The 15,177-nt window shown below is 47.9% G+C and carries 3 protein-coding genes and 5 rRNA genes; all 8 read left to right on the top strand.

The window, feature by feature from the left end:
- Positions 1-85: 85 nt before the first annotated feature.
- The 8 genes from UP17_RS01875 to UP17_RS01910 all read left to right on the top strand — a co-directional run bounded on the left by UP17_RS01875 (position 86) and on the right by UP17_RS01910 (position 15,156).
- Positions 86-1,417 carry an NCS2 family permease gene (locus tag UP17_RS01875; RefSeq protein WP_061461259.1) on the top strand — a complete coding sequence of 444 codons (1,332 nt, stop codon included), beginning with the start codon at positions 86-88 and terminating at the stop codon, positions 1,415-1,417.
- A gap of 153 nt (positions 1,418-1,570) precedes the next feature.
- Positions 1,571-2,413 (top strand): glucose PTS transporter transcription antiterminator GlcT, encoded by an 843-nt coding sequence (gene glcT, locus UP17_RS01880; protein ID WP_061461260.1) that lies wholly within the window; start codon positions 1,571-1,573, stop codon positions 2,411-2,413.
- A gap of 214 nt (positions 2,414-2,627) precedes the next feature.
- On the top strand, positions 2,628-4,697 hold the full coding sequence (gene ptsG / locus UP17_RS01885; RefSeq protein ID WP_061461261.1) for a glucose-specific PTS transporter subunit IIBC: 2,070 nt from the start codon (positions 2,628-2,630) through the stop codon (positions 4,695-4,697).
- A 411-nt stretch (positions 4,698-5,108) separates the two neighbouring features.
- Positions 5,109-6,659 (top strand): 16S ribosomal RNA (locus tag UP17_RS01890).
- A gap of 176 nt (positions 6,660-6,835) precedes the next feature.
- Positions 6,836-9,769: ribosomal RNA gene (locus UP17_RS01895) — 23S ribosomal RNA — on the top strand.
- A gap of 64 nt (positions 9,770-9,833) precedes the next feature.
- A 5S ribosomal RNA gene (rrf, locus tag UP17_RS01900) occupies positions 9,834-9,949 on the top strand.
- 546 nt (positions 9,950-10,495) lie between these two features.
- A 16S ribosomal RNA gene (locus UP17_RS01905) occupies positions 10,496-12,046 on the top strand.
- 176 nt (positions 12,047-12,222) lie between these two features.
- Positions 12,223-15,156 (top strand): 23S ribosomal RNA (locus UP17_RS01910).
- Together the 16S, 23S and 5S rRNA genes form the textbook arrangement of a ribosomal RNA operon.
- The last annotated feature ends 21 nt before the right edge of the window (positions 15,157-15,177 follow it).

A 15,177-nucleotide genomic window follows, 5' to 3' on the forward strand; every position in this document is an offset into this window, starting at 1 on the left:
TTTACATGACCGCAGTCAAGCCCCGTTCAAAAGTGAATGGGGCATTTTCTGTTGGCTTATGATTTTATGATAGGGGAGAGTCATAATGAAAAACTATTTTCGGTTTAATGAGCTGGGAACTAATTATCGCCGTGAAATACTTGGGGGACTAACTACGTTCCTTTCAATGGCATATATCCTGGTTGTTAACCCTGTGATGCTGACTTTACAAAGTATCGAGGACTATCCGGATGAATTGAGAATGGACTACGGAGCGGTTTTTGCCGCTACCGCCTTAGCAGCCGCAATTGGCTCGATATTGATGGGACTTATAGCCAGGTATCCAATCTCGCTTGCCCCTGGCATGGGATTGAATGCTTTCTTCGCTTTTACCGTTGTACTTGGTTTTGGGATTCCTTGGCAGACAGCTTTAACGGGGGTATTGATTTCAGGTATAATCTTCGTTTTGCTTTCCCTATCGGGGATACGTGAGAAAATCATTAATGCAATTCCGGTCGAATTGAAATACGCTGTCGGAGCCGGTATCGGTTTATTCATTACCTTTGTAGGGTTTCAGAATGCTGGAATCATCACGAATGATGATAGTGTACTTGTCGGACTGGGCGACTTGACATCAGGAAATACTTTATTGGCTGTGTTCGGAATTGTCGTAACCGTCATTTTGATGACGAGAGGCGTCAAAAGCGGCGTGTTCATAGGAATGGTCATTACGGCCATTGCAGGAATGATCTTTGGACAAGTTCCGGTGCCGGAGAAAATAATCGGTGCCGTTCCTAGCATAGCGCCAACATTCGGGGTTGCGTTCGATGCCCTCGGAAATCCCGGTGATCTTTTCACTGGTCAAATGTTAATCGTGATATTGACTTTCTTGTTCGTAGCTTTCTTTGATACAGCCGGTACGTTAGTGGCTGTTGCGCAACAAGCTGGACTGATGAAGGATAATGTACTTCCTAGAGTGGGAAAAGGATTACTAGCTGATTCATTATCCATCGTTTCAGGTGCAATTCTTGGTACATCCACCACTACATCATATGTAGAGTCTACATCAGGTGTTGCTGCTGGTGCTCGAAGTGGATTTGCTGCTGTAGTAACAGGTTTACTGTTTGTCCTATCCCTTTTCTTCTTCCCGCTTCTTTCAGTGGTGACATCTGCGGTGACTGCGCCGGCATTGGTTATAGTCGGAGTATTAATGGCATCTTCACTTAAAAACATTGACTGGCAGAAGTTTGAAATTGCGGTTCCAGCCTTCTTTACCGTTATCATGATGCCTATGACATATTCAATTGCGACAGGGATAGCTTGTGGATTCATCTTCTATCCGATCACTATGTCGATGAAAGGAAGGGCTAAAGAAGTTCACCCAATCATGTGGGGACTTGGAGTCGTCTTCCTTCTATATTTCATTTTCTTGAAGTAATAATGCGAGTAAGTTAGAAGAGCCCTGATTTTGGGGCTCTTCTTTCGTGTTGTAAGAGAAAGGTCTTATCGTGTATAGTAAAAGGACTAAGTACTAAGTACTTTATCCTGTATGGGGCATTGGGATGACTTTGGGAAAAAATGAGGGAGAAAAATGAATGGTTTTATCGTTGAAAAGGTTTTGAACAATAATGTGGTGATTGCCACGCATCCGTCGTATGGTGAAGTAGTTTCTATTGGAAAGGGCTTAGGCTTTAACCGAAAGAAAGGCGAAGAATTAAGTCCGGAACTTGCGGAAAAAACATTCGTTCTAAAAAATGTTAAGGAACAGGAAAGTTATAAAAAACTTTTACCGCAGATCGATCAAAGTCTTCAAGCTGCCATCATAGAATCCATTCATCTCATTAACGATCGAGTAACTGGAAAACTCAATGAACATATACATGTCGGTTTAACTGATCATTTACTGTTCGCCCTTCAGCGTGTTTCACAAGGAATGACTATCAAAAATCCATTCTTGAAAGAAACGATAACCCTTTATCCGTTTGAACATGATATTGCTGTTGATGTAATCGACTTAATTCAGGATAAGACAGGCATAGGCCTTCCCCAAGGGGAAATCGGTTTTATTACGCTTCATATTCATAGTGCAATAGCAAATAAAGACTTATCGGAAGTCAATCAACACTCACAATTAATCCACCATCTTATCCAAGTCGTTGAGGAACAGCTCAACGTACAAATTAATAAGGAAAGCATTGACTATACACGTTTGGTCCGTCATTTAAGATTCATGATAGACAGGGTGTTGGCTGGGGAAAAAGTAGATGAACCTGAAAAAATTGCATTGCTATTGAAAGAAGAATATCCCTTGTGTTACAATATCTCATGGAAGCTAATAAAAATTATGCAACAGAAATTAGGCAAACCGGTTTGTGATGCGGAAGCTGTCTATCTAACGATGCATATCCAACGATTACAAAAGAAAATAAAATAAAAATACATTAACTTACGTGTTACTGATTCGATCAGGCATAAGTGAGGAGAATGATTGTTATGAAAGAGGGTATTATATACCTGAATTTTCATTTCAATCCTATCTTTGCTTATGCCTTTTTTGTATTAGAACTCTGTTGCGTGGGAAGATGAATTCCATCATTAAATGTAACCGTTTTATTAGCATGGAAAAACAGTAAAGAGGAGGAAAACCTATGTTTAAGAAGTTGTTTGGCGTTTTGCAAAAAATCGGAAAAGCCTTGATGCTTCCAGTAGCCATTTTACCAGCGGCCGGAATATTGCTTGCGTTTGGTAATGCATTGCAAAACGAGACTTTATTGGATATCGCCCCGTTTCTTGCGAGTGGCGGAGTTGAAATGATCGCATCGGTCATGGAGAATGCCGGAAATATTATTTTTGGGAATCTTCCCTTGTTGTTTGCTGTGGGGGTCGCGATTGGGCTAGCTGGTGGAGAGGGTGTTGCCGGGCTGGCGGCGATTATCGGGTTCTTGATTATGAATGTGACGATGGGAACTGTCCTTGGAATTGACGCTGCCGACATTGAGAATAATGGTGCGGTGTACAGCAATGTTCTGGGTATCCCGACGTTGGGAACTGGCGTGTTCGGCGGTATTATTGTCGGTGTCATGGCTGCTGTTATGTATAATAAATTTTATGAAATTGAACTGCCTTCATATTTAGGATTTTTTGCAGGTAAACGTTTTGTACCCATTGTAACAGCTGCAAGCGCAGTTATTCTTGGGTTGTTGATGATTTTGATTTGGCCAACGATTCAATCGGGATTAAATGCATTTTCCGAAAATATGTTAGGTGCTAACCTGACACTGGGAGCTTTCGTGTTCGGGGTTGTGGAACGTGCGTTAATTCCGTTTGGGTTGCATCATATCTTCTATTCGCCATTCTGGTTTGAATTTGGCAGCTATATCCCTCAAGGCGGGGGAACGCCAGTCAGAGGTGACCAGGCCATCTTCATGGCGCAAATTAAAGATGGTGTACAGAATTTAACGGCAGGTACTTTCATGACTGGTAAGTATCCATTCATGATGTTCGGGTTGCCGGCTGCAGCTTTGGCCATTTATCATGAAGCAAGACCGGAACGAAAGAAAATAGTCGGAGGCCTGATGGCTTCGGCGGCACTTACATCTTTCTTGACTGGGATTACTGAGCCACTTGAATTTGCTTTCTTATTTGTTGCACCTGTACTTTTCGGAATCCACTGTCTGTTTGCAGGTCTATCTTTCATGACCATGCATTTACTGAATGTGAAAATCGGGATGACGTTCTCGGGTGGTTTGATCGATTACGTACTGTTTGGTTTAATTAATCCTCAAACCAATGCTTGGATTGTTATCCCGGTTGGTTTAGTCTTTGCACTTATCTATTACTTTGGATTCAGATTTGCAATAAGGAAGTTTAACCTTAAAACTCCTGGTCGTGAAGTGGAAGAGGACGATGAAACGGGGGGATCTGCAAGTACAGCTGGAAGTCTGCCTGGGGATATCTTGGATGCTATGGGTGGGAAAGAAAATATTTCTCACTTAGATGCTTGCATTACCCGTCTTCGTGTATCGGTGAATGACATCGGTAACGTTGATAAAAATAGGTTGAAGAAACTTGGAGCCGCTGGAGTGCTGGAAGTTGGCAATAACATCCAAGCGATCTTCGGACCTCGTTCAGAAACGATCAAAGGGCAAATGAAGGATATTATCGATGGAAAAAGGCCTCGTAAAGTAGAAACGTCTCCTGAAGAGGGCGTGGAAAAACAAATCGAGGATATCGTCCCGAAACCTTTACGGACGGAAGAAGTTTCCGAGCGCTTTATTTCACCTATTAAAGGCGAATTAAAACCGATTACGGAAGTGCCTGATGCAGTCTTTGCTGAAAAAATGATGGGTGATGGGTTTGCCATTTTGCCGGAGGAAGGATTGGTTGTTTCTCCTGTTGATGGCACGATCGTTAACCTATTCCCGACCATGCACGCAATAGGTATCGTTTCCGATGTTGGACGTGAAATCTTAATACATGTCGGGATCGATACAGTTAAGTTGGAAGGCAAAGGCTTCGAAGCACTTGTCGCTCAAGGAGACAAAGTGACAAGCGGACAGCCGTTGCTTAAAGTTGATTTAGAATATGTCAAAAACAATGCAGTTTCTATAATTACGCCAATCGTCTTTACCAACCTTTCGGAGGGTGAAAGTGTGAAGATTGAAAAGGCGGGGAATGTAGACAGGGAAGAAGCGGACGTAATTTCTATCGGCAAATAAACATTCAAGAACAGGAGGGTGGCTATAATTAGCTGCCCTTCTGTTTTTGTTTATTCATTAGCAGGGCTGGGCATTTGGGATATTAAAATCTTTATGCTTCAAAATAAAATGAAACAGTGTTTATATAGAAGGAGGTGGTAGTTCTTGAAAAAACAAAGAATTTTTAAAGATTTAATTGACTTGTCTACATGCAGGTGCTAATATATTAAATACACCGCTTGAGACAGTGAAGGCAAGCAAGAGAAATTAAAACTTGTTGTTGACATGAAGTTCGAAAGGTGTTACACTAATTAAGTCGCCGAATAAGTGATGGAAAATATTGCTCTTTGAAAACTGAACAAAACAAAGCGCCAACGTTAAATTTTAAGTGAGCACACACTATCAAAAAAGCAAATGAGCAAGTCAAACATTTCTTCGGAGAGTTTGATCCTGGCTCAGGACGAACGCTGGCGGCGTGCCTAATACATGCAAGTCGAGCGAATCGATGGGAGCTTGCTCCCTGAGATTAGCGGCGGACGGGTGAGTAACACGTGGGCAACCTGCCTATAAGACTGGGATAACTTCGGGAAACCGGAGCTAATACCGGATACGTTCTTTTCTCGCATGAGAGAAGATGGAAAGACGGTTTACGCTGTCACTTATAGATGGGCCCGCGGCGCATTAGCTAGTTGGTGAGGTAATGGCTCACCAAGGCGACGATGCGTAGCCGACCTGAGAGGGTGATCGGCCACACTGGGACTGAGACACGGCCCAGACTCCTACGGGAGGCAGCAGTAGGGAATCTTCCGCAATGGACGAAAGTCTGACGGAGCAACGCCGCGTGAACGAAGAAGGCCTTCGGGTCGTAAAGTTCTGTTGTTAGGGAAGAACAAGTACCAGAGTAACTGCTGGTACCTTGACGGTACCTAACCAGAAAGCCACGGCTAACTACGTGCCAGCAGCCGCGGTAATACGTAGGTGGCAAGCGTTGTCCGGAATTATTGGGCGTAAAGCGCGCGCAGGTGGTTCCTTAAGTCTGATGTGAAAGCCCACGGCTCAACCGTGGAGGGTCATTGGAAACTGGGGAACTTGAGTGCAGAAGAGGAAAGTGGAATTCCAAGTGTAGCGGTGAAATGCGTAGAGATTTGGAGGAACACCAGTGGCGAAGGCGACTTTCTGGTCTGTAACTGACACTGAGGCGCGAAAGCGTGGGGAGCAAACAGGATTAGATACCCTGGTAGTCCACGCCGTAAACGATGAGTGCTAAGTGTTAGAGGGTTTCCGCCCTTTAGTGCTGCAGCTAACGCATTAAGCACTCCGCCTGGGGAGTACGGCCGCAAGGCTGAAACTCAAAGGAATTGACGGGGGCCCGCACAAGCGGTGGAGCATGTGGTTTAATTCGAAGCAACGCGAAGAACCTTACCAGGTCTTGACATCCTCTGACAACCCTAGAGATAGGGCTTTCCCCTTCGGGGGACAGAGTGACAGGTGGTGCATGGTTGTCGTCAGCTCGTGTCGTGAGATGTTGGGTTAAGTCCCGCAACGAGCGCAACCCTTGATCTTAGTTGCCAGCATTCAGTTGGGCACTCTAAGGTGACTGCCGGTGACAAACCGGAGGAAGGTGGGGATGACGTCAAATCATCATGCCCCTTATGACCTGGGCTACACACGTGCTACAATGGATGGTACAAAGGGCTGCAAACCTGCGAAGGTAAGCGAATCCCATAAAGCCATTCTCAGTTCGGATTGTAGGCTGCAACTCGCCTACATGAAGCCGGAATCGCTAGTAATCGCGGATCAGCATGCCGCGGTGAATACGTTCCCGGGCCTTGTACACACCGCCCGTCACACCACGAGAGTTTGTAACACCCGAAGTCGGTGAGGTAACCTTTATGGAGCCAGCCGCCTAAGGTGGGACAGATGATTGGGGTGAAGTCGTAACAAGGTAGCCGTATCGGAAGGTGCGGCTGGATCACCTCCTTTCTAAGGATAATTACGAGAGCGCTTTTGTTTTGTTCAGTTTTGAATGAGTAATTCATTCAGATACGAAAGATAAACATCACGATGTGATGGATTCTTTCTACTTTGTTCCTTGAAAACTAGATAATAGATAGAAGGCAATTAATTTTTTTCAAAGCATCAGTAAGATCTTTTTTAACGGTTAAGTTAGAAAGGGCGCACGGTGGATGCCTTGGCACTAGGAGCCGATGAAGGACGGGACTAACACCGATATGCTTCGGGGAGCTGTAAGTAAGCTTTGATCCGGAGATTTCCGAATGGGGAAACCCACTGTTCGTAATGGAACAGTATCTTTACCTGAATACATAGGGTACTGAAGGCAGACCCGGGGAACTGAAACATCTAAGTACCCGGAGGAAGAGAAAGCAAATGCGATTTCCTGAGTAGCGGCGAGCGAAACGGAATTAGCCCAAACCAAGAGGCTTGCCTCTTGGGGTTGTAGGACACTCAACATGGAGTTACAAAGGAACGGGGTAAATGAAGTGATCTGGAAAGGTCCGTCAAAGAAGGTAAAAACCCTGTAGTTGAAACTTCGTTCCCTCCTGAGTGGATCCTGAGTACGGCGGGACACGAGAAATCCCGTCGGAAGCAGGGAGGACCATCTCCCAAGGCTAAATACTCCCTAGTGACCGATAGTGAACCAGTACCGTGAGGGAAAGGTGAAAAGCACCCCGGAAGGGGAGTGAAATAGATCCTGAAACCGTGTGCCTACAAGTAGTCAAAGCCCGTTAATGGGTAATGGCGTGCCTTTTGTAGAATGAACCGGCGAGTTACGATTTCATGCGAGGTTAAGTTGATAAGACGGAGCCGCAGCGAAAGCGAGTCTGAATAGGGCGAATGAGTATGAGGTCGTAGACCCGAAACCAGGTGATCTACCCATGTCCAGGGTGAAGTTCAGGTAACACTGAATGGAGGCCCGAACCCACGCACGTTGAAAAGTGCGGGGATGAGGTGTGGGTAGCGGAGAAATTCCAATCGAACCTGGAGATAGCTGGTTCTCTCCGAAATAGCTTTAGGGCTAGCCTCAAGATGAGAGTATTGGAGGTAGAGCACTGATTGGACTAGGGGCCCCCAACGGGTTACCGAATTCAGTCAAACTCCGAATGCCAAATACTTATTCTTGGGAGTCAGACTGCGAGTGATAAGATCCGTAGTCGAAAGGGAAACAGCCCAGACCACCAGCTAAGGTCCCAAAGTATACGTTAAGTGGAAAAGGATGTGGAGTTGCTTAGACAACCAGGATGTTGGCTCAGAAGCAGCCACCATTTAAAGAGTGCGTAATAGCTCACTGGTCGAGTGACTCCGCGCCGAAAATGTACCGGGGCTAAACGTATCACCGAAGCTGTGGATTGACACCATTTTGGTGTCGATGGTAGGAGAGCGTTCTAAGGGCGTTGAAGTCAGACCGGAAGGACTGGTGGAGCGCTTAGAAGTGAGAATGCCGGTATGAGTAGCGAAAGAAGGGTGAGAATCCCTTCCACCGAATGCCTAAGGTTTCCTGAGGAAGGCTCGTCCGCTCAGGGTTAGTCGGGACCTAAGCCGAGGCCGAAAGGCGTAGGCGATGGACAACAGGTTGATATTCCTGTACCACCTATACATCGTTTGAACGATGGGGGGACGCAGAAGGATAGGGTAAGCGCGCTGTTGGATATGCGCGTCCAAGCAGTTAGGCCGGAAACGAGGCAAATCCCGTTTCCATTAAGGCGGAGCTGTGATGGCGAGGGAAATATAGTACCGAAGTTCCTGATTCCACGCTGCCAAGAAAAGCCTCTAGTGAGATGTAAGGTGCCCGTACCGCAAACCGACACAGGTAGGCGAGGAGAGAATCCTAAGGTGTGCGAGAGAACTCTCGTTAAGGAACTCGGCAAAATGACCCCGTAACTTCGGGAGAAGGGGTGCTTTTTAGGGTGAATAGCCCGGAAAAGCCGCAGTGAATAGGCCCAGGCGACTGTTTAGCAAAAACACAGGTCTCTGCGAAGCCGCAAGGCGAAGTATAGGGGCTGACACCTGCCCGGTGCTGGAAGGTTAAGGGGAGAGGTTAGCGCAAGCGAAGCTTTGAACCGAAGCCCCAGTAAACGGCGGCCGTAACTATAACGGTCCTAAGGTAGCGAAATTCCTTGTCGGGTAAGTTCCGACCCGCACGAAAGGTGTAACGATCTGGGCACTGTCTCAACGAGAGACTCGGTGAAATTATAGTACCTGTGAAGATGCAGGTTACCCGCGACAGGACGGAAAGACCCCGTGGAGCTTTACTGCAGCCTGATATTGAATTTTGGTACAGCTTGTACAGGATAGGTAGGAGCCTGAGAAGCCGGAGCGCTAGCTTCGGTGGAGGCGTTGGTGGGATACTACCCTGGCTGTATTGAAATTCTAACCCGCGCCCCTTATCGGGGTGGGAGACAGTGTCAGGTGGGCAGTTTGACTGGGGCGGTCGCCTCCTAAAGAGTAACGGAGGCGCCCAAAGGTTCCCTCAGAATGGTTGGAAATCATTCGTAGAGTGTAAAGGCACAAGGGAGCTTGACTGCGAGACCTACAAGTCGAGCAGGGACGAAAGTCGGGCTTAGTGATCCGGTGGTTCCGCATGGAAGGGCCATCGCTCAACGGATAAAAGCTACCCCGGGGATAACAGGCTTATCTCCCCCAAGAGTCCACATCGACGGGGAGGTTTGGCACCTCGATGTCGGCTCATCGCATCCTGGGGCTGTAGTCGGTCCCAAGGGTTGGGCTGTTCGCCCATTAAAGCGGTACGCGAGCTGGGTTCAGAACGTCGTGAGACAGTTCGGTCCCTATCCGTCGCGGGCGCAGGAAATTTGAGAGGAGCTGTCCTTAGTACGAGAGGACCGGGATGGACGCACCGCTGGTGTACCAGTTGTCTTGCCAAAGGCATAGCTGGGTAGCTACGTGCGGACGGGATAAGTGCTGAAAGCATCTAAGCATGAAGCCCCCCTCAAGATGAGATTTCCCATGGCGCAAGCTAGTAAGATCCCTGAAAGATGATCAGGTTGATAGGTCAGAGGTGGAAGCGTGGCGACATGTGGAGCTGACTGATACTAATAGATCGAGGACTTAACCAACGCTTTTTAAAAAATGAAATACCTTCTTATTATCTAGTTTTGAAGGAACAACGTTCCTGATATGTTTGGTGGCGATAGCGAAGAGGTCACACCCGTTCCCATTCCGAACACGGCAGTTAAGCTCTTCAGCGCCGATGGTAGTTGGGGGTTTCCCCCTGTGAGAGTAGGACGCCGCCAAGCCATTTAAAAAGATCAGCCATCCGGCTGGTCTTTTTTTGCGTTATTTAGGGTTCTTTGCAGGAGACCTTAGCTTTGTCTTAATTATATTTTTAAACATGAATGTATGTTTTTCATTTTCAAGCCACGGGAACCGTGCAGATTTGCCCTGGAAGTCTATTCTTATCCTAAGATTGGGAAAGGAAATTATTTATTGTGAAATGTGTTGACTTTAAAGTGAAATAGGATTAATATAAATAAGCACCAACTAAGACAAACGAAAAACTTCATCCGCTTTTGGCAGATTGCTAGAAGAAAATAATAACTATTGACTTCTTACTATGAAAATGATAAGATGAAATGGTCGCTGAAAAACACAGCGATTTAAAATAAGTTAAAAACTTCGCAGAAGTTGACAACTAATCAATAAAGTGTTATGATGAATAAACAAGCCGTTCGAAAGAACGATTGTGAAAATTGCTCTTTGAAAACTGAACAAAACAAAGCGCCAACGTTAAATTTTAAGTGAGCACACACTATCAAAAAAGCAAAATGAGCAAGTCAAACATTTCTTCGGAGAGTTTGATCCTGGCTCAGGACGAACGCTGGCGGCGTGCCTAATACATGCAAGTCGAGCGAATCGATGGGAGCTTGCTCCCTGAGATTAGCGGCGGACGGGTGAGTAACACGTGGGCAACCTGCCTATAAGACTGGGATAACTTCGGGAAACCGGAGCTAATACCGGATACGTTCTTTTCTCGCATGAGAGAAGATGGAAAGACGGTTTACGCTGTCACTTATAGATGGGCCCGCGGCGCATTAGCTAGTTGGTGAGGTAATGGCTCACCAAGGCGACGATGCGTAGCCGACCTGAGAGGGTGATCGGCCACACTGGGACTGAGACACGGCCCAGACTCCTACGGGAGGCAGCAGTAGGGAATCTTCCGCAATGGACGAAAGTCTGACGGAGCAACGCCGCGTGAACGAAGAAGGCCTTCGGGTCGTAAAGTTCTGTTGTTAGGGAAGAACAAGTACCAGAGTAACTGCTGGTACCTTGACGGTACCTAACCAGAAAGCCACGGCTAACTACGTGCCAGCAGCCGCGGTAATACGTAGGTGGCAAGCGTTGTCCGGAATTATTGGGCGTAAAGCGCGCGCAGGTGGTTCCTTAAGTCTGATGTGAAAGCCCACGGCTCAACCGTGGAGGGTCATTGGAAACTGGGGAACTTGAGTGCAGAAGAGGAAAGTGGAATTCCAAGTGTAGCGGTGAAATGCGTAGAGATTTGGAGGAACACCAGTGGCGAAGGCGACTTTCTGGTCTGTAACTGACACTGAGGCGCGAAAGCGTGGGGAGCAAACAGGATTAGATACCCTGGTAGTCCACGCCGTAAACGATGAGTGCTAAGTGTTAGAGGGTTTCCGCCCTTTAGTGCTGCAGCTAACGCATTAAGCACTCCGCCTGGGGAGTACGGCCGCAAGGCTGAAACTCAAAGGAATTGACGGGGGCCCGCACAAGCGGTGGAGCATGTGGTTTAATTCGAAGCAACGCGAAGAACCTTACCAGGTCTTGACATCCTCTGACAACCCTAGAGATAGGGCTTTCCCCTTCGGGGGACAGAGTGACAGGTGGTGCATGGTTGTCGTCAGCTCGTGTCGTGAGATGTTGGGTTAAGTCCCGCAACGAGCGCAACCCTTGATCTTAGTTGCCAGCATTCAGTTGGGCACTCTAAGGTGACTGCCGGTGACAAACCGGAGGAAGGTGGGGATGACGTCAAATCATCATGCCCCTTATGACCTGGGCTACACACGTGCTACAATGGATGGTACAAAGGGCTGCAAACCTGCGAAGGTAAGCGAATCCCATAAAGCCATTCTCAGTTCGGATTGTAGGCTGCAACTCGCCTACATGAAGCCGGAATCGCTAGTAATCGCGGATCAGCATGCCGCGGTGAATACGTTCCCGGGCCTTGTACACACCGCCCGTCACACCACGAGAGTTTGTAACACCCGAAGTCGGTGAGGTAACCTTTATGGAGCCAGCCGCCTAAGGTGGGACAGATGATTGGGGTGAAGTCGTAACAAGGTAGCCGTATCGGAAGGTGCGGCTGGATCACCTCCTTTCTAAGGATAATTACGAGAGCGCTTTTGTTTTGTTCAGTTTTGAATGAGTAATTCATTCAGATACGAAAGATAAACATCACGATGTGATGGATTCTTTCTACTTTGTTCCTTGAAAACTAGATAATAGATAGAAGGCAATTAATTTTTTTCAAAGCATCAGTAAGATCTTTTTTAACGGTTAAGTTAGAAAGGGCGCACGGTGGATGCCTTGGCACTAGGAGCCGATGAAGGACGGGACTAACACCGATATGCTTCGGGGAGCTGTAAGTAAGCTTTGATCCGGAGATTTCCGAATGGGGAAACCCACTGTTCGTAATGGAACAGTATCTTTACCTGAATACATAGGGTACTGAAGGCAGACCCGGGGAACTGAAACATCTAAGTACCCGGAGGAAGAGAAAGCAAATGCGATTTCCTGAGTAGCGGCGAGCGAAACGGAATTAGCCCAAACCAAGAGGCTTGCCTCTTGGGGTTGTAGGACACTCATCATGGAGTTACAAAGGAACGGGGTAAATGAAGTGATCTGGAAAGGTCCGTCAAAGAAGGTAAAAACCCTGTAGTTGAAACTTCGTTCCCTCCTGAGTGGATCCTGAGTACGGCGGGACACGAGAAATCCCGTCGGAAGCAGGGAGGACCATCTCCCAAGGCTAAATACTCCCTAGTGACCGATAGTGAACCAGTACCGTGAGGGAAAGGTGAAAAGCACCCCGGAAGGGGAGTGAAATAGATCCTGAAACCGTGTGCCTACAAGTAGTCAAAGCCCGTTAATGGGTAATGGCGTGCCTTTTGTAGAATGAACCGGCGAGTTACGATTTCATGCGAGGTTAAGTTGATAAGACGGAGCCGCAGCGAAAGCGAGTCTGAATAGGGCGAATGAGTATGAGGTCGTAGACCCGAAACCAGGTGATCTACCCATGTCCAGGGTGAAGTTCAGGTAACACTGAATGGAGGCCCGAACCCACGCACGTTGAAAAGTGCGGGGATGAGGTGTGGGTAGCGGAGAAATTCCAATCGAACCTGGAGATAGCTGGTTCTCTCCGAAATAGCTTTAGGGCTAGCCTCAAGATGAGAGTATTGGAGGTAGAGCACTGATTGGACTAGGGGCCCCCAACGGGTTACCGAATTCAGTCAAACTCCGAATGCCAAATACTTATTCTTGGGAGTCAGACTGCGAGTGATAAGATCCGTAGTCGAAAGGGAAACAGCCCAGACCACCAGCTAAGGTCCCAAAGTATACGTTAAGTGGAAAAGGATGTGGAGTTGCTTAGACAACCAGGATGTTGGCTCAGAAGCAGCCACCATTTAAAGAGTGCGTAATAGCTCACTGGTCGAGTGACTCCGCGCCGAAAATGTACCGGGGCTAAACGTATCACCGAAGCTGTGGATTGACACCATTTTGGTGTCGATGGTAGGAGAGCGTTCTAAGGGCGTTGAAGTCAGACCGGAAGGACTGGTGGAGCGCTTAGAAGTGAGAATGCCGGTATGAGTAGCGAAAGAAGGGTGAGAATCCCTTCCACCGAATGCCTAAGGTTTCCTGAGGAAGGCTCGTCCGCTCAGGGTTAGTCGGGACCTAAGCCGAGGCCGAAAGGCGTAGGCGATGGACAACAGGTTGATATTCCTGTACCACCTATACATCGTTTGAACGATGGGGGGACGCAGAAGGATAGGGTAAGCGCGCTGTTGGATATGCGCGTCCAAGCAGTTAGGCCGGAAACGAGGCAAATCCCGTTTCCATTAAGGCGGAGCTGTGATGGCGAGGGAAATATAGTACCGAAGTTCCTGATTCCACGCTGCCAAGAAAAGCCTCTAGTGAGATGTAAGGTGCCCGTACCGCAAACCGACACAGGTAGGCGAGGAGAGAATCCTAAGGTGTGCGAGAGAACTCTCGTTAAGGAACTCGGCAAAATGACCCCGTAACTTCGGGAGAAGGGGTGCTTTTTAGGGTGAATAGCCCGGAAAAGCCGCAGTGAATAGGCCCAGGCGACTGTTTAGCAAAAACACAGGTCTCTGCGAAGCCGCAAGGCGAAGTATAGGGGCTGACACCTGCCCGGTGCTGGAAGGTTAAGGGGAGAGGTTAGCGCAAGCGAAGCTTTGAACCGAAGCCCCAGTAAACGGCGGCCGTAACTATAACGGTCCTAAGGTAGCGAAATTCCTTGTCGGGTAAGTTCCGACCCGCACGAAAGGTGTAACGATCTGGGCACTGTCTCAACGAGAGACTCGGTGAAATTATAGTACCTGTGAAGATGCAGGTTACCCGCGACAGGACGGAAAGACCCCGTGGAGCTTTACTGCAGCCTGATATTGAATTTTGGTACAGCTTGTACAGGATAGGTAGGAGCCTGAGAAGCCGGAGCGCTAGCTTCGGTGGAGGCGTTGGTGGGATACTACCCTGGCTGTATTGAAATTCTAACCCGCGCCCCTTATCGGGGTGGGAGACAGTGTCAGGTGGGCAGTTTGACTGGGGCGGTCGCCTCCTAAAGAGTAACGGAGGCGCCCAAAGGTTCCCTCAGAATGGTTGGAAATCATTCGTAGAGTGTAAAGGCACAAGGGAGCTTGACTGCGAGACCTACAAGTCGAGCAGGGACGAAAGTCGGGCTTAGTGATCCGGTGGTTCCGCATGGAAGGGCCATCGCTCAACGGATAAAAGCTACCCCGGGGATAACAGGCTTATCTCCCCCAAGAGTCCACATCGACGGGGAGGTTTGGCACCTCGATGTCGGCTCATCGCATCCTGGGGCTGTAGTCGGTCCCAAGGGTTGGGCTGTTCGCCCATTAAAGCGGTACGCGAGCTGGGTTCAGAACGTCGTGAGACAGTTCGGTCCCTATCCGTCGCGGGCGCAGGAAATTTGAGAGGAGCTGTCCTTAGTACGAGAGGACCGGGATGGACGCACCGCTGGTGTACCAGTTGTCTTGCCAAAGGCATAGCTGGGTAGCTACGTGCGGACGGGATAAGTGCTGAAAGCATCTAAGCATGAAGCCCCCCTCAAGATGAGATTTCCCATGGCGCAAGCTAGTAAGATCCCTGAAAGATGATCAGGTTGATAGGTCAGAGGTGGAAGCGTGGCGACATGTGGAGCTGACTGATACTAATAGATCGAGGACTTAACCAACGCTTTTTAAAAAATGAAATA

Source organism: Peribacillus simplex (assembly GCF_001578185.1).
Lineage (GTDB): Bacteria > Bacillota > Bacilli > Bacillales > DSM-1321 > Peribacillus > Peribacillus simplex_A.

Coding starts and splice junctions, on each gene's coding strand:
- glcT (WP_061461260.1), top strand. CDS start 1,571: ATGAATGGTTTTATCGTTGAAAAGGTTTTGAACAATAATGTGGTGATT.
- UP17_RS01875 (WP_061461259.1), top strand. CDS start 86: ATGAAAAACTATTTTCGGTTTAATGAGCTGGGAACTAATTATCGCCGT.
- ptsG (WP_061461261.1), top strand. CDS start 2,628: ATGTTTAAGAAGTTGTTTGGCGTTTTGCAAAAAATCGGAAAAGCCTTG.